At 65.7% G+C, this 15,286-nt stretch carries 17 protein-coding genes; 10 read left to right on the top strand and 7 right to left on the bottom strand.

All coding sequences use genetic code 11. The features are described 5' to 3' along the window. Window positions 1-40 precede the first annotated feature (40 nt). Window positions 41-502, top strand: coding sequence for a TRAP transporter small permease (locus OXU42_05525; protein MDE0028852.1), 462 nt, complete (start codon window positions 41-43; stop codon window positions 500-502). A 7-nt stretch (window positions 503-509) separates the two neighbouring features. Further along, complete coding sequence (locus OXU42_05520; protein MDE0028851.1) at window positions 510-1,823, top strand: TRAP transporter large permease; 1,314 nt, start codon at window positions 510-512, stop codon at window positions 1,821-1,823. Window positions 1,824-1,871: 48 nt separating this feature from the next. Here the strand turns inward: OXU42_05520 and OXU42_05515 are convergent, their stop codons facing one another. Genes OXU42_05515 through OXU42_05500 form a run of 4 tightly spaced genes read right to left on the bottom strand, consistent with a single transcriptional unit; the run spans window position 1,872 to window position 4,869 of the window. Next, window positions 1,872-2,273, bottom strand: a complete 402-nt coding sequence (locus tag OXU42_05515) for a hypothetical protein (protein MDE0028850.1) — start codon at window positions 2,271-2,273, stop codon at window positions 1,872-1,874. Further along, complete coding sequence (locus OXU42_05510) at window positions 2,270-3,040, bottom strand: ATP-binding cassette domain-containing protein (protein MDE0028849.1); 771 nt, start codon at window positions 3,038-3,040, stop codon at window positions 2,270-2,272. The genes OXU42_05515 and OXU42_05510 overlap by 4 nt, the downstream gene beginning before the upstream one ends. Beyond that, window positions 3,037-3,876 carry an ABC transporter permease gene (locus OXU42_05505; GenBank protein MDE0028848.1) on the bottom strand — a complete coding sequence of 280 codons (840 nt, stop codon included), beginning with the start codon at window positions 3,874-3,876 and terminating at the stop codon, window positions 3,037-3,039. Before OXU42_05505 ends, OXU42_05510 begins: the two co-directional genes overlap by 4 nt. A 27-nt stretch (window positions 3,877-3,903) precedes the next feature. Then, window positions 3,904-4,869, bottom strand: a complete 966-nt coding sequence (locus tag OXU42_05500; GenBank protein MDE0028847.1) for an ABC transporter substrate-binding protein — start codon at window positions 4,867-4,869, stop codon at window positions 3,904-3,906. A gap of 206 nt (window positions 4,870-5,075) precedes the next feature. On the opposite strand from OXU42_05500, the gene OXU42_05495 reads away from it, so the two are divergent. Further along, the gene (locus tag OXU42_05495; protein ID MDE0028846.1) at window positions 5,076-6,227 is read left to right on the top strand and encodes an amidohydrolase family protein; all 1,152 of its coding nucleotides are present in this window, start codon (window positions 5,076-5,078) and stop codon (window positions 6,225-6,227) included. Between the two features lie 28 nt (window positions 6,228-6,255). Here the strand turns inward: OXU42_05495 and OXU42_05490 are convergent, their stop codons facing one another. Next, window positions 6,256-6,519 (bottom strand): hypothetical protein, encoded by a 264-nt coding sequence (locus OXU42_05490; GenBank protein MDE0028845.1) that lies wholly within the window; start codon window positions 6,517-6,519, stop codon window positions 6,256-6,258. A gap of 93 nt (window positions 6,520-6,612) precedes the next feature. Here OXU42_05490 and OXU42_05485 point away from each other — a divergent pair, with 93 nt between their 5' ends. From OXU42_05485 to OXU42_05470, 4 genes are read left to right on the top strand one after another with little or no spacing between them, the layout of a single operon-like run. Beyond that, window positions 6,613-7,560, top strand: a complete 948-nt coding sequence (locus tag OXU42_05485; protein ID MDE0028844.1) for a cyclase family protein — start codon at window positions 6,613-6,615, stop codon at window positions 7,558-7,560. 18 nt (window positions 7,561-7,578) lie between these two features. Continuing rightward, window positions 7,579-8,394, top strand: a complete 816-nt coding sequence (locus OXU42_05480) for a creatininase family protein (protein ID MDE0028843.1) — start codon at window positions 7,579-7,581, stop codon at window positions 8,392-8,394. Window positions 8,395-8,399: 5 nt separating this feature from the next. After that, entirely contained in the window at window positions 8,400-9,599 is a 1,200-nt protein-coding gene (locus OXU42_05475) for a TraB/GumN family protein (GenBank protein ID MDE0028842.1), read from the top strand. Between the two features lie 23 nt (window positions 9,600-9,622). Continuing rightward, window positions 9,623-10,348, top strand: a complete 726-nt coding sequence (locus tag OXU42_05470) for a hypothetical protein (protein MDE0028841.1) — start codon at window positions 9,623-9,625, stop codon at window positions 10,346-10,348. 52 nt (window positions 10,349-10,400) lie between these two features. Here the strand turns inward: OXU42_05470 and OXU42_05465 are convergent, their stop codons facing one another. Both OXU42_05465 and OXU42_05460 read right to left on the bottom strand, forming a co-directional pair. Continuing rightward, window positions 10,401-11,636 carry a hypothetical protein gene (locus OXU42_05465; GenBank protein ID MDE0028840.1) on the bottom strand — a complete coding sequence of 412 codons (1,236 nt, stop codon included), beginning with the start codon at window positions 11,634-11,636 and terminating at the stop codon, window positions 10,401-10,403. A gap of 210 nt (window positions 11,637-11,846) precedes the next feature. Beyond that, window positions 11,847-13,025 (bottom strand): CaiB/BaiF CoA-transferase family protein, encoded by a 1,179-nt coding sequence (locus OXU42_05460; protein MDE0028839.1) that lies wholly within the window; start codon window positions 13,023-13,025, stop codon window positions 11,847-11,849. Between the two features lie 71 nt (window positions 13,026-13,096). Here OXU42_05460 and OXU42_05455 point away from each other — a divergent pair, with 71 nt between their 5' ends. The 3 genes from OXU42_05455 to OXU42_05445 all read left to right on the top strand — a co-directional run. After that, complete coding sequence (locus OXU42_05455; GenBank protein ID MDE0028838.1) at window positions 13,097-13,348, top strand: hypothetical protein; 252 nt, start codon at window positions 13,097-13,099, stop codon at window positions 13,346-13,348. Window positions 13,349-13,491: 143 nt separating this feature from the next. Further along, a complete protein-coding gene (locus OXU42_05450) occupies window positions 13,492-14,706 on the top strand; it encodes an MFS transporter (protein MDE0028837.1) in 1,215 nt (404 codons plus the stop codon). Between the two features lie 134 nt (window positions 14,707-14,840). Next, a partial coding sequence (locus OXU42_05445) for a M48 family metalloprotease (protein ID MDE0028836.1) occupies window positions 14,841-15,286 on the top strand: 446 nt, incomplete at its 3' end.

Genomic DNA, 15,286 nt, shown 5'->3' with positions numbered 1-15,286 from the left:
CGCGGCGCCGGAAGGCGACCATACCTGGATGACCCGGTTCATGACCTTCCTGAACGAGATCAGCGGCTACGTCCTGTTTTTCATGATGCTGCTGATCACGGTGGACGTCACCGGGCGCTACGTGTTCTCGAGCCCGATCCCCGGGACGCTGGAGTTCACCGAGTTCCTCATCGTGTTCGTGGTCTTTTTCAGCCTGGCGTATGTCCAGCTCACCAAGCGGCACATCTGCGTGGAGCTGGTGACCCAGCGGCTGCCGGGGAAGATCGGCGACGGCCTCGCGGTGTTCGTCCTCCTGATTGCGGCGGTGTTCTTCGTGCTTATGGCCTGGCAGTCGTGGCATGCCGGGCTCTCCGCCCTGGAATACCGCGAGGCGTCCGACGGACTGGTGCAGATTCCGGTCTACCCGCCCAAGCTCGCCATCCCGTTCGGCGCCGCTCTCATCGCCATCCAGATGTTGAGAGACGCCTGGAAGCATTTTCGCAGTCTCATAACCCCGGGGTAGACATCACATGGACCCAACCTTCCTGGCGATCATCAGCGTCTTTCTCCTGATCTTCCTGCTCCTGTGCGGCCTTCACGTGGCCGTGTCGCTGGGGCTGGTCGGGGTGTTGGGCTTCGTCGTGCTCACCGACAGCTGGGCCGCCGGCATCGGTCTCTTGCGGACGACCCCGTACAAGGTGGTGGCCAACTTCACGTTCTTCGCCATCCCCGTCTTTATCCTGATGGGGCAGTTCGCCAACTATGGCGGCTTGAGCGCGGATATCTACTCGGTGGTTCACAAGTGGCTGGGACGGGTCCGCGGCGGCCTCGCCATGGCCACCACGGCGAGTTGCGCCGCGTTTGCCGCGGCCTGCGGCTCCAGCGTGGCCACGGCCGCCACCTTCACCCAGGTGGCCCTGCCGGAAATGACCAAGTATGGCTACGACAAGCGGCTTGCCACCGGCGCCATCGCGGCTTCTGGGACGCTGGGAGCGCTGATTCCTCCCAGCGGCCTGATGATCATCTACGGGATCATTACGGAGCAGTCCATCGGCAAGCTGCTCATCGCCGGCTTCATTCCGGGGGTCCTCTCCGCGCTGATTTACATGGGCATGATTTCATGCTGGGTCCGGCTCCGGCCCGAGATTGCGCCCATCCTCGAGGAAAGGCCGCCATTGAGGGAGAAGCTCCTGTCCCTGTACCGGGTGTGGGGCATCGTCACGCTCTCAATCGTCGTCATGGGCGCCATCTACCTGGGCATCGCCACGCCCACGGAGGCGGGCGCCTTCGGCGCCTTCGGCGCGTTCGTGATCATGATCGTCAAGGGCGCTTTCTCGCGCGAGAGGCTGCGGAACACCGTGCTGGACACCGCCACCTCCACCACGATGCTCTTCACCATCATCATCGGCGCCTACATCTTCAGCCGGTTCCTTGCCATCACCAACGTCGGCCCGCGGTTGGCGGACTACCTGGTGAGCTCCGGCATGCCGCGCCACCTGGTCCTGACCGGCTTCCTCCTGCTCTACGTGTTCCTGGGCATGTTCATGGACCCGGCCGCGATGATGGCCATCACCCTGCCCATCGTCTTCCCCATCATCATCCAGATGGGCTTCAGCGGCATCTGGTTCGGCGTGCTGGTGATCAAGACCTCGGAGATCGGCCTCATCACGCCGCCGGTGGGCATGAACGTCTACACCGTGAACGCCGCGGCCCACGGCATGGTGCGCCTCGAGGAGATCTTCAAGGGCATCCTGCCGTTCTTCCTGATGGACGTGTTCACCCTCATTATCCTGGTGGCCTTCCCGCAGATCTCCCTGTGGCTGCCGGACCGGATGCTGGGGTAGGAACCTGCAACGGCGATAGACGCGGTAGGGGTAACCGGTCGGTCGCCCCTATACACCGTTTGTTCCACTCCGCTCCCGCTTTCGTCGCCCGAGCAGGAAGGCGACGACCCATGCCGGCAGGCTCAGCACCAACGCGGCAATGAGGATCGCCAACGGTCCCAGCAGACCCGCGAGCACCGTTGCGAGCGTGGTGACGGCGCCCAGGCCGACACCCAGGCTCCAGGCGGTCCGGTGAAAGTCCATGCGCCAGATCCGCCGGCAGGCCAGCGCCAGCGGCAGGCCGCAGACGGCCACGGGAATCAGGCTCTGGATCATCATCACGCCGGCCATGAGGATGAGCTCCGGAGTCCAGCCCTCGCCCCCGCCCGGAAAGAACCGGAACAGCGCCTGGAGCATGACCCCCGCCGGAAGCCATCCCAGTGCAAGGAGCCAGAAACCGTAGCGCTTCACCCGACGACTTCGTTGCTTTCGATGATGTCGAGGACCCGGTCCTCGAACTCGGCCATCTCGGCGCGGGTGGCGTTGGTGGGGGTTTCCATGTCGGCGAGGACCCGGCCGGGCTTGCCGAGGATCACCAGGCGGGAGCCGATCTCCAGCGCCTCATGGATGTTGTGGGTGATGAGGAGGCAGGTCTTCCGGCTCTCGTTCACGAGCTCCAGGAATACCTCGCGCAGGCGCCGGGCGGTGGACTGGTCCAGGTGGCCGAAGGCCTCGTCGGCGAAGAAGATCTCCGGCGTGAGGCAGAAGGCCCGGGCCATGCCCACGCGCTGGCGCATGCCGCCGGACAGCTCGTGGGGATAGGCGTCCTCGAAGCCCTGTAGTTCCAGCTTGTGCAGCCACTGCAGGGCGATGTCGTTCTGTTCCTTTTCGCTGTAGTCGAGGATCTCGAGCCCGACCCGGGCGTTCTCCAGTGCGGTGCGCCAGGGCAGCAGGCGGTCGGTCTGGAAGATGACGCCCAGCTTGGAGCGGAACCAGTCGAATTCCCTGTAGGGATCGTGTCCCAGGAGCGCGATGGAACCCGACGTGGGCTGCTCCAGGCCCAGCAACAGGTTGAACGTGGTGGACTTGCCGCAGCCGGTCTTGCCGACGATGGCGACGACGTCACCGCTCCCCACCTCCAGGTCGAGCCCTTCCACCGCGGTGAAGCGGTCGCCGTCCACCGAGGTGAAGACCATCTGCACGTCCTGCATTTGGACGACGGGTTCGGCGGTGCTCACGTTGCCATTCCTCCCTGCTTCGCCGGACGCCAGCGCAGCAGCTTGTGCTCCAGAAAGAGAATGACGAACTGGGTGATGAGCAGGAAGGCCACCAGCACCAGCGTCCAGGCGATGGCCTTGGGCATCTCGAAGAGTTCCTGCGCCAGCAGCAGCTTGTTGCCCACGCCCCGGCTGGCGCCCACCAGCTCGGCGACGATGACCACGCGCGCGGCGAGCCCGAGGTTGACCTTCCAGGAAGTCAGCACGGCCGGGATCATGCCCGGCAGGATCAGCTTGGAGAAGAGCTGTTTGCGCGTCGGGCGCATGGCCCGCAGCATGTCCAGGTATTCCTTGGAGATGCTCTTGATGCCGTCGTGGATGATGAGGGCGTAGTTGGGCAGGCAGCCGGCCAGCAGGATGAAGGCGATGCGCGTCTCCACGTGGCTGAACCAGATGATGGCGAACACCACCCAGGAGAGCGCCGGAATGCCCATGATGAAATGCAGCACCGGCAGGGTGTACTTCTCCACCGTCTCCGTAAAGCCCATGAAGACGCCGAGGATCGTGCCGGTGATGAACGCCAGCACGAGGCCCAGGAAGATGCGCCCCATGGTGGTGAGGACGTCCCCCAGCAAGGCGAGGCTCGCGACGATCTCGATGAAAGCGGCGAGGATGGCGCCGACGCCCGGAACCAGGTAGGGGGGCAGGAAGAAGGAAGCGATCTGCCAGGCCGCCAGGATCACGCCGAAGGAAATGATCGGCTCTTTCCGGGCGGTCATGAGGCTCAGGAGGCGCGCATGCCACGCCTCCTGGGCCTGAGCCGGTGACAACTCGGTGCGGGTTGCCTCGGATTCCATGCCAGCGGATGCGTTGCGGGGCTCTCGCTAGCGGACCTTGCCCCGGTAGAGGACGCCGTCGTCCGGCATCTGCTTCATGTAGCCGCTGTCGATGCCGGCCTGGAAGAGGGCCTTGATGTTGCCTTCGATCTCCGCCGCGGGCACCACGTCCAGGGGATAGCGCGCCGCGCTCAGGGCCATGAGGAAGGCCTCCTTGGGCACGCCGGCCGCCTTCTCGATGATCGCGGCGGCCTCGTCATGGTGCGTCGGCAGCCACTTCGCCAGCTCCGCGAAGGCCGCGTAGATCTTCGGGATCAGCTCCTTGTTGGCGTTGATCCAGTCCTCATGGGCCGCCACGCCCAGGAAGCCCCTTTGCGGCGCCCCGTGGATGGCTTCCCACTGGTGGAAGTACTCGATCATCTTGAGCTTGCCGGGGTTGGTCACCAGCATCCTGGAGTAGTTCGGCTCCCAGATGTGTATGGCGTCGGCACGCTTGGCCATGAGCAAGGTGGCCAGTCCCGCGGTGTTGGTGGATTGGATCGACACCTTGTTCAGGTCGGTGCCGGCCTTTTGGGCGAAGTACCGGAACATGGCGTAGTTGGTGGTCACCGTGACTGCCGCCAGGCTCTTGCCTTCGAGGTCCGCCACGCTGTTGATGGCCGGGTCCATGGTCAAGAGCGCGCCGTGGCCGTTCAGCACGTTGAACAGATAAACCGATTTCACGCCCTTGAGCCGGCGGTTGGCTTCCGACAGAAGCGCCGAGGCGATGGTAATCTTGTCCCTGCCCGTGGCGAAGTCCGTGTTGGCCGCGCGTCCCTGCTTGAAGACCCACTGGATGTCGATGCCGTGCTTCTTGTCGAAGTCGTTGGCCTCGATCAGCGAAGCCGTCGTGTGGCCGAAGGACGGCTTGTCGAACGACGACATCTGCACCACCGGCATGTTCTGCGCCAGCACCGTGGCGGCGCCTGCCAGCGTCATGGCGGCTGTCAGAAAACTTGCAATGAGTCGGACCATGATTCCCTCCTCGTCGGTTGTCAGGAGTTCGTCCAGTGATACGGTGTCTCACCGGTAAAGTTGTGAACCCTAGAGATTTTTCCCGACGGTGTCAACGCACGCCGTTCCACGCGTCTCAGCCTTGAACTGCCCCATCGGTTGGGCTACCTTCAGAGGTTGCGCTCGCGGACGACCGGAGGGCGCGGCCCAACCGACGGAGGTGACTCATGTACCTGGTGGATGCCGACGGACACGTCGAGGAAAGCGAAACCACGTTCAGCGACAAGTACTTCGACCCTGAGTTTCGCGCCCAGAAGCCGCGGGTGGTGGCCATCGACAAGATGGTCTACTGGATGATCGAGGAGCAGATGTACCCGCGCCGGGTCGGGCGCGGCGCCCACAACCTCGGCACCCCGGCGAGCTACCATGGCAAGAAGACGCCCCACGCGCAGAAGAAGTCCGACACCATCGGCAGCATGGAGATCCACGGCGTCAAGGAGCGCATCGAGGCCATGGACAAGGAGGGGATCTCGCTGCAGGTCCTCTATCCGACCCTTTTCCTCGCCTATCCGCTGGCCGCGAACCCGGCGCTCGTGACCGCCATGAGCACCGCGTACAACCGCTTCCTCGGCGACCAGATCGGCGCCCACGAGCGGCTGAAGTGGGCGGCGGTGGTGAACCTCGACGACGTCGAAGGGGCGGTGGCGCAGGTGAAGGAAGCCCACGAGCTGGGCGCCATCGCCGTCATGGTGCTGGGCACCATCGGCGACCGGCTGCTGGACGACCCCGCCTTCCTGCCGTTTTACGAGGCGCTGGTGGAGCGGGACCTGACCTTGGCGATCCACGTGGGCTGGGCCTGTCCGGCCATCACCGGCCTGTTCACCCACATCTATCCGTCGTCGGTGAACGCATTCCTGATGCCGGTGCTCCTGGGCTTCTCGTCCATGATCAACAGCGGGTTGCTGGACCGGTTCCCCACCATGCGCGTGGGATTCCTGGAGGCCGGCTGCCAGTGGGTCCACTTCATGATCGACCGGCTCGACCACCGTTTCGGCCACTCGGGCAACTTCCTCGCCGACATCCTTCCGGACACGGTGCCCAAGGCCAAGCTGGCGCCCATGGATTACGTCCGGCAGGGCAACCTCTACCTGAGCGCGGAGGTGGAGGACTCGTTGCTGCCGCAGGTGGTGGAGCTGGTGGGAGAGGGGCAGGTGGTGTACGGCTCCGACATGCCCCACGGCGACCGCGAGGTGCTGTCGAGCGACTACCTCAAGCAGCGCACGGACCTGAGCGAGAGCGTCAAGACCAAGATCCTGCGGGACAACGGCGCCCGGCTCTACAACCTGGACATCAGCGACGCTGCGAGGAAGGCTTCCTGAAGGCGCGGAACGGAGGGAGCCCGAGGCCTCAGGAGGCTTCGCGCTGTCCGAGTATCACTTCCGGCGAGCGGACGGTCACGAGCCGGTCGAGGCTGCGCAGCATGATCTTCGCGGCCTCGGCCGAGATGGCCTGTCCGAAGATATGGTAGCGTTCCCCGTCCCGCCTCTGGTTGTTGGCCCAGAGGGCGAACTCGTCCGGGGTGGGATGGTGGCCCAACTCCCTGGCGCAACGCCGCACCACGAAGCCGAGCATCACTTTGCGGCCCTTGCCGTTGTCGGCGAAAGACGACATGACGGAGTTTCATAGGCAATCCCGGCAAGACTTTCAACCCGGGAGTCCCTCAGGAGGTTGGGTTTGGCCACCGGAAGACGCCGAAAACTGACGATGAAACGGCTCCGCGAGACCGCGGAGCGGCTGCGCAACTGGGGGCGCTGGGGCAAGGACGACGAGATCGGCACGCTCAACTTCACCACGCCCGAGGACATCGTCGCCGCGGCGCAACTCGTGCGCCGCGGGCGGGTGTTCTCGCTGGCCCTGGCCTACGACGCCGACGGACCGCAGAGCGGCAAGAGCAACTACCCGGCCATGGGCCGGTTCAATCCCATCCACCTGATGCTGCGCACCGGTACGGACGCCTACTCGGGCGTGCTCGACCACCGGCGCATCCGCGGCGCCGACGACATCATCATCATGCCGCTACAGGCCGGCACCCAGTGGGACGGTCTGGCGCATATCTTCTACGACGACTACATGTACAACGGCTACGATGTGCGGCTGGTAACCTCCGGCGGCGCCGCCAGGAACGGCATCGAGAAGACGCGGGAGAAGATGGTGGGGCGCGGCGTGCTGCTGGACGTGGCCCGGGTCAAGGGAAGCGATTGGCTGGAGGACGGCTACGCCATCACCAGCGAAGATTTGGACAAGACCATGGCGGCGCAGGAGGTGGAGGTGCGCCGCGGCGACTACCTGCTGGTGCGCACCGGACAGATGAAGGCCAAGCTGGACGCCGGATCCTGGGACGGCTATCCCGGCGGGGACGCCCCCGGACTCGGGTTCGATACGCTGGACTGGCTCCATGCCCGGGAGGTGGCCGCCGTGGCCACGGACACCTGGGGCGTGGAGGTCCGGCCCAACCAGACCCGCGACGCCACCCAGCCCTGGCACTGGGTCAGCATCCCCAACATGGGGCTCACGGTAGGGGAGATCTTCCACCTGGAAGAGCTGGCGGAAGACTGCGCGGTCGACGGCCGCTACGAGTTCATGTTCGTGGGCCCGGCGCTGCCGGTCACGGGCGCTGTGGGGTCGCCGACGAATCCGTTGGCCATCAAGTGAACGACGGGAGGAGATGAAATGCCGGCGCAACTCGGTTCCGTATGGCTCCAGGAGCTGACCTGGGAGGACGTGGCGGCCTACCTGGAGGACTCCGACATCATCATTTGCCCGGTGGGCAGCACCGAGGAGCACGGCCCGGCCGGGCCCCTGGGCCTCGACTGCCTCATCGCCATCGCACTGGCGGAGGACGTGGCACGCGCCACCGGAACGGTGTGCGCGCCGCCGCTCTGGTTCGGCGACTCGCCGCACCACCTGGGTTTCCCGGGCACCATCTCGCTCCGTACCGAGACGTTGATGGCGGTGATCCAGGACATGAGCCGCAGCCTGGCGAAGCACGGGTTCCGCAAGATCCTGATCATCAACGGGCACAAGGGCGCCAACCTGCCGGGCCTGCTGGCGGCCACCAAGAACCTGCGCGAGTACGAGATGCCGGAGGTCTTCTTCGCCGTCATCGACCCGGTGAAGATCGCCAAGAAGATCGCCAACGAGATCAAGGAAGCGAAGGAGCACCACAGCGGCGAGCTGGAGATCTCGGAGTGCTGGTACAAGTTCCCGCACCTGGTCAAGCAGGAGAAGCTGACCACGTCGCAGGTGGACTTCGACAAGAACTTCTCGCCGTGGTCCCACGGCGACCTCTTCTACGCACCTCACGAGGTCATCGACATCCCGTGGACCAGCACGGAGCAGCGCCGTATCGTGCCCACGGGCTCCTTCAGCCCCTCCATCAAGGCGTCGCCCGAGAAGGGCAAGGCCTACCACGACTACATGGTCGACCAGATCGTGCAGTTCATCGGCTGGCTCAGGAACTACGACGGCCCGGTGGCTCAGGTCTGACCCGCGTGGAAGTCGATGCCGCACAGGGCCCGGGCGCTGCCGGGCTTCCGGCGCATACGCGGCGGTTGAGCACCCAGGGCCGGGAGGTCTACCTCGTCGGCACCGCGCATGTCTCGCTGGAAAGCGTCGACGACGTGCGCGAGACCGTCGAGCAGGTGGACCCCGACACCATATGCGTGGAGCTGTGCCAGGCCCGCTACGAGTCCTTTACCCGGCCCGACGCGTGGCAGAAGATGAACGTCTTCAAGGTCATCAAGGAGGGCAAGGCGGCGCTGCTCTTGAGCCACCTGATCATGTCGGCGTTCTACAAGCGAATGGGGGACCGGCTCGGGGTGCGGCCTGGGGCGGACATGCTGGAGGGGGTGCGGCTTGCGCGGGAGCGGGGTGCGGACCTGGTGCTGGCGGACCGCGACGTCCAGGTGACCCTCAAGCGCACCTGGAGGAGGCTGAGCCTCTGGAACAAGCTCAAGGTGCTGTTCGTGCTTCTGAGCAGCGCGCTGGCGGAGCCGGAGGTCGACAGGAAGGCGGTGGACGACCTCAAGCAGGCGGACCGTCTGGAGGATGTCCTGTTGGAGTTCGCGAGGGCCTTCCCGGCGGTGAAGGAGAGTCTCATCGACGAGCGCGACGTCTACCTGGCGCAGAAGATCCGCGAGGCCCCGGGCGCGCGTGTCGTGGCCGTGGTGGGCGCGGGACACGTCCCGGGGATCGCGCGCGCCATCGAACGGGAACAGTCTCTCGACGCCCTGGAAGAGGTCCCGGAGCCATCGCTCTGGACCAGGAGCATCAAGTGGGTGGTGCCCGCCCTGATCCTGGCCATCATCGCCTACGGGTTCTACAGCGCCGGCGCCGCCCATTCGCTGGAGTCCATCTCCATCTGGGTGCTGGTGAACGGCGTGCTCGCGGCCGCGGGAGCGGCCCTGGCCCTGGGGCATCCGATCACCGTGCTGGCGGCGTTCCTGGCCGCGCCCATCACCAGCCTCAACCCCACCATCGCCGCGGGCTGGGTTTCGGGGTTCGTCCAGGCGTGGGTCAAAAAGCCTACGGTGGCGGACCTGGAGGGCATGTCCGAGGTGGTGACCGCGTTTCCCAAGGGACTGTGGCGCAACCCGGTGTCGCGCATCCTTCTGGTCGTGGTGTTCTCGAACCTGGGCAGCACGCTGGGCACGTTCATCGGCGGCAGTTGGATCGCCGCGCGCTCGTTCTAGTTTCAGCTTGGAGGAGGGTATCCATGGCAGATTCGGCAAAGGTCAAGGTCGGTTTCGTGACACCCATATCGAGCTCGAGCCCGCACTTCGAGCCGTTCCGGGCGTGCATTCCCGCGGAAGTGGAGATGGAGTTCGAGGGACTGGGCATCGTGCGCGGTCCGCTGGAGAGCCTCCGGGGCACGGGCGACCATGTGGTGGAAACTTCCGCGCGACTGGCGCGGGAGCGCGGCTGGCACGGCGTCATCGTCAGCGGCGCGCCGGTGGAGGTGCTCAATCCGGGGCTTTTGGGAAGGCTCAAGGAGGCGGTGGACGTGCCGGTGACCACGGCGCTGGAGGCCTGCGCCGAGGCCCTGAAGGCTCTCTCGACCCCCAGGGTGCTGCTGCTGACTCCGTTCGTGGAGTCCATGAACAAGCTGATCCGCGACTATCTCGCAGGCTGCGGCATCGAGGCCATCTCGCCGGCGGACACCTTCGACGACTATCGCGACGCCATGGAGGTGGGGCCTGAGGACGTGTACGCCCTCACGGAAAAGGCCTTCCAGGCCAATCCGGAGGTGCAGGCAATCTACTTCCAGGGGGCCGTCCTGGACCCGTTGAAGATCCTGGACCGGCTCGAACAGGATCTGGCGCGGCCCGTGGTCGCCAGCAATCCCGGCATGCTCTGGTACATGCTCTCCAGGGTGGGCTTCTCGTGCAGCATTTCCGGCTACGGCAAGCTGCTGCACGACTGGCCCGACATCCGGAGTTGACGGCCGGCGCCCCCTCGAAGAGGCGGTGCCCCGCGATGGCGGACGGGGGGCGTTACTGTTGAGGAGCGCCTTGCCCTTGGGCGCCGCTCTGCTCCTGGGCTCCCCCCTGTCCCGGAGCAGCGCCTTGTTCAACCGCGGGTGCCTGGGCCTTGGCGGCCATCTCCGCCAGTTCCTTCTCCTTGGCGGCGAGGTCGGCACGCGCCTTGTCGGTTTCGGCGCGGGCCTGCTCCAGTTGCTGCGTGAGTCCCTGAACGGCCTTGTCATGGTCGGCCGTGGCGGCCGCGAGCTTTTGAGCGGCGTCCTTCTCGCGGGTGGCCATTTCAGCCAGCGCCTTGTTCCTGGCGGCGAGGTCGGCCAGGGCCTTGTCCTTCTCGGCGCGGATCTGTTCCAACGAGCGCTGGGTGGCGGCGAGGTCGGCCGCGGCCTTGTTCTTTTCCGCGCGGGCTTGCTCCAATGACTGCGCCGCTGCCGCCGCTTCCTTCCGCGCTTGGGCCAGGGCTTCCGTGTTCTTGGCGACATCCGCTTCCAAGGCTTGCTTGGCCGCGTTCAGCCCATCAGCCTCGGCGCGCATTCCCGCGATGGCCTTGTCCTTCTCCGCCACCTGCTCCTCGAGGCCCTTTGCGCGCGCGTTCAATTCGTCCTGCTTGCCCGAAAGCGCGGCGGCGGTCTTTTCCAGCTCGGCCTTGGCCGCCGCGAGTTCTCCGGCTCTTTTCTCCAAGTCCTGTACCGCCGTGCTCTTCGCCGCGAGTTGGGCGCCGAGGTCGTCGGCGGCCTTGGTCTTCGCCGCGAGTTGAGCGCCGAGGTCATCGGCCGCCTTGGTTTTGTCCGCGAGCCGGGCGCCGAGGTCGTCGGCTGCCTTGGCCTTTGCCGCGAGTTGAGCGGCGAGGTCATCAGCCGCCTTGCTCTTCTCTCCAAGCTGCTTGGTCAGGTCGTCGGCGCTCTTGCGCGCGCTGTCCCGCTCGTCCGTTACGGCGGCCACTCCCATCTTCAACTCGTTGACCTGCTTTTGCGTGGCCGCGAGTTCCTTCGCGCTCTGCTCGAGCGCGCTCCGGGACTTCGTTGCTTCCTGCTCCATCCCCTGGACCTTGGCCTGGAGACCCTTTACCTCCTGGCCGCGCTGTTCCAGCGTCTTCGTCAACTCCGCCACCTTCTTCTCGGCACTCTCCTTTGCCTGTAACGCCTGGTCTCTTTCCTGCTTCACCTGTTCGTGCTCGTCGCTGGAGACGCAAGCGGCAAGGGACAGGCAGAGCGCGACTGCAAGGCAAGTAGTCTTTGTGGCGTAGGTCATGATCAATCCTGTTTCGTTCCGGTATCGGCGGTCCATCGAAACCGCGCGGGTGATATCCGGTCGGCGCGGCCGGCGCCGTAGGCCAACATTGCGGAATAAAGCCCGTTACTTATCAAATTTGGACGGCAACAAGCAACGCAAAAGCTCGCCGCGCCCATCCGACGCGCCAACGGAGGGCGCGCCGTTCGCCCGGTCGTCACGGCACACTCACTAGACGACCTGCCGGTCGCGCAGTGCCTCCACCTCTTCCGCGCTGTACCCGAGACTCCGCAGGATCTCGCCCGTGTTCTCCCCGAGCATGGGCGGCGGCGTGGGCGTCTCGGGCGGCGTCCGGCTCATGTTCACGCCGCTCCCAACCAGCTTCACCTTGCCCATTTTCGGGTGCTCCACCTCGATGGGGAAGCCGTACTGCTTGACCTGCGGGTCGTTGAACATGTCTTCCAGGTTGTTCAGCGGGGTGGAGGGCACGTCGTGCTCCCGCAGCTTCCTCAGCCACACGTCGCGCGAGTCCCCCTCGAAAACGGCCTGAAGCTCCCGCTCCAACAGGTCGTGGTGTTCGGTGCGGCCGTCCTTGTCGGCGAAGCGCGGGTCGTCCGCCCACTCGGGCTTGCCGGCCACATTCACGAGCCCCACCCAGAACTTGTTGGGCGAGGACAGGTGCACGACGAAGGGCCGGCCGTCCCGGTCGACGAAGGCGAACACCCCGGCTGTGCGCGTGCGGTCGGCACGGCTCGGCACCACCCCGGTCTCGAAGTAGCGCGCGCAGTTCTCGGCGGTGAACGACACCGACGCGCGCAGCAGGGAGGTCTCGATGATCTGTCCTTCGCCCGTCATCATGCGGTTCACCAGGGCCGCCAGCACGCCGTAGCACGCATACACGCCGGTCAGATGATCGGACAGGGAGATGCCCATGCCCTTGGGATCGTCCGGGTCGGTCAGCAGGCTCAAGAGGCCGCTCATGCCCTGGCCCACCGTGTCGTACCCGGGCCGGTCGCGGTAGGGTCCTTCCTGGCCGAAGCCGGAGATGGAGCAATAGATGAGCTTCGGGTTCAACTCATGGAGGGTGTCATAACCCAGTCCGCGCCGGGCCATGACCCCCGGACGGTGGTTCTCGATGAGCACGTCCGCCCCGGCGGCGAGCTTGCGGCAGATCTCCTGCCCCTCCTCGGCACGGAGGTCCAGCGTGATGCTCTTCTTGTTCCGGTTCAGGCTGCAGAAGGTGGCGGAATACATCTTGCCGCCGCCCCAGCCACGGAACGGGTCGCCGTGCTCGCGGTCCTCGACCTTGATGACCTCGGCGCCCAGGTCCGCCATGAGCATGGAAGCGAACGGGCCGGTGACGTAGCTGGAGAGTTCCAGAATCCTGATGCCTTCGAGTGTTCCCGCCATGTGTTCAAGCCTCGACACGACCCTAACAATTTTGGGTGAGCGGGTCCACATTGACTCGCCGGGGCCTTTGTGTGACGTTTCGTCGGATGGTGGCTCTTGCGGCAATCGTCCTGTTCGCCTGGGGCGCGGTGACGGCCGGCTACGGCGCGTACGCCGCCGTCGCCGCCCTGACCTCCCAGAGCACGCTCCACGCGGCGCAGGCCGGGCTGGCGTTGCTGATCGCCACCGTATCGATCAGCGCCGCTTTCCTCGTGGTGTTGATGGGTCGCCTGGGGCGGTCGCCGCGGCGGGACGACGCATTCGACCCGACCGCAGGGCACTAGATCTCCCGCACCGCGGCCAGCGCGTCGTCGGCGAAGCATTGCATCGATTCCTTGATGTGGGCGTGGGCGACGCCGCCGATGTTCATCCACGCGCGCACGTGGCCGGCGCCGGACCCAAAAGACTTCGGGAAACAAAACCGCTCATGGGAACCCTGCTGAGCCGGCTGTTCGCCGGGTTGCGTTATCGCAACTACCGTCTCTATTGGCTTGGACAGCTCTCTTCCGTGCTGGCGCTCAACATGGAGATGGCCGCGCAGGCCTGGCTGGTGTTCCTGTTGACGGACTCGCCGTTGATGCTGGGAGTGGCCGGCATCGTCTACGCCGTGCCGCGGGTGTCGCTGGTGCTGGTGGGCGGGGCCATCGCCGACCGGGCCGACAAGCGCCGCATCATGGTGTGCACCCAGTCGCTGCTGGCCCTGGCCTATCTCGTGCTGGGACTGCTGATACTGACCGAGCGCGTCGTGTTCTGGCACGTGCTCGTGTTCGCGTTCAACTCGGGCCTGATGCGGTCGTTCGACCGCCCCAGCCGCTACGCGCTGCTGCCGGAGATGGTGCCGCGGGAGGAGATCGCCAACGCGGTGGCGCTGGGCAGCTCGGTGTGGCAGGCGTGCCGCCTGGTGGGCCCCGGCCTCGCCGGCCTGCTTATCCACTGGTTCGGCGTGGGCCATACCTTCATCGCCTGTTTCGTGAGTTCCGCGGCGGCGGTGGCGCTGTGGGCGTTCATCCGTACCCGCCCCCTCGTCGGACAGCCCCAGGGCGGCGTCTGGCGCAACATCCTGGCCGGGCTCGACTTCGTGCGCCGCAACCAGCTCTTCTACAGCCTGCTGGGGCTCACGTGCTTCAACAGCCTGTTCGGCATGTCCTACGTGATCCTGCTGCCGGTGTTCGCGCGCATCATCCTGGAGGTGGACGCGCGCGGGTTCGGGCTGCTCCAGTCGTTCTCCGGCGTGGGGGCGCTCATCGGCACACTGATCGTCGCCTACCTGGCCCAGGCCGGACGCCGGGGCTGGCAGGTGCTGGTGGGATCGGCGATCTTCGGCGCGCTGCTCATGCTGTTCGCGTACTCGTCTTCGTTCGCGCTCTCGCTGGGCCTGATCTTCTTCCTGGGCCTGTTCAACCAGATCTACCTCACCTCCATCAACACCATCCTCCAACTGAACCTGCCCAACGACCTGCGCGGCCGGGTGCTCGGCCTCTTCGGCCTCACCTGGGACCTCATGCCGCTGGGCGGCGCCATCTCGGGCACCGTGGCCGAGTTCGCCGGCGCCCCCACGGCCGTGGCCCTGGGTGGGTTCCTGGTGGCGGCGCTGGGTCTGTACGGCCTGGCGCGGCTGCCCGCGGTGCGGGAGATCGAGTAGGCGGACGCCTTTACACGCCGTCAGGGATGGTTACATTCTTTGGAAGCCGCGATCCCGGCGAATTGATTCGGCGCCATGCGCATTGTAGATTTTTATTCGGGCATTGAACTCCCGAGAAGAAGGGAACGAGTTCCATGAAACGATGGTTCCTCTTTATTGCCACCAACCTTGCGGTCCTCCTTGTGCTGGCCTTCGCGCTTCGCGTGCTCGGTCTCGACTGGCTGCTCTACCAGAACGGGATCGATTTCTGGCCGTTGCTGATCTTCTCGTTCGTCTTCGGCATGGGCGGCGCGTTCATCTCGTTGCGCATCTCCAAGTGGACGGCCAAGAGATGGATGGGCTTGACGGTCATCGATGAGCCCCGGACCAACACCGAGATCTGGCTCGTCAACACCGTGCAGGACCACGCCCGGGCCGCGAACATCGCCATGCCGGAGGTGGCGATCTACGATTCCCCCGAGCCCAACGCCTTTGCCACGGGCCCGAGCCGCAACAACTCGCTGGTGGCGGTGAGCACGGGGCTGCTGCGGGCCATGAAGCCGGAACAGGCCTCGGCCGTGCTGGGCCACGAGGTGAGCCA

This window comes from Deltaproteobacteria bacterium (assembly GCA_028818775.1).
GTDB lineage: Bacteria > Desulfobacterota > Binatia > UBA9968 > JAJDTQ01 > JAJDTQ01.
The sequence above is the reverse complement of the archived record's forward strand: the minus strand, read 5'-3'. Positions and strand labels throughout refer to the sequence as shown.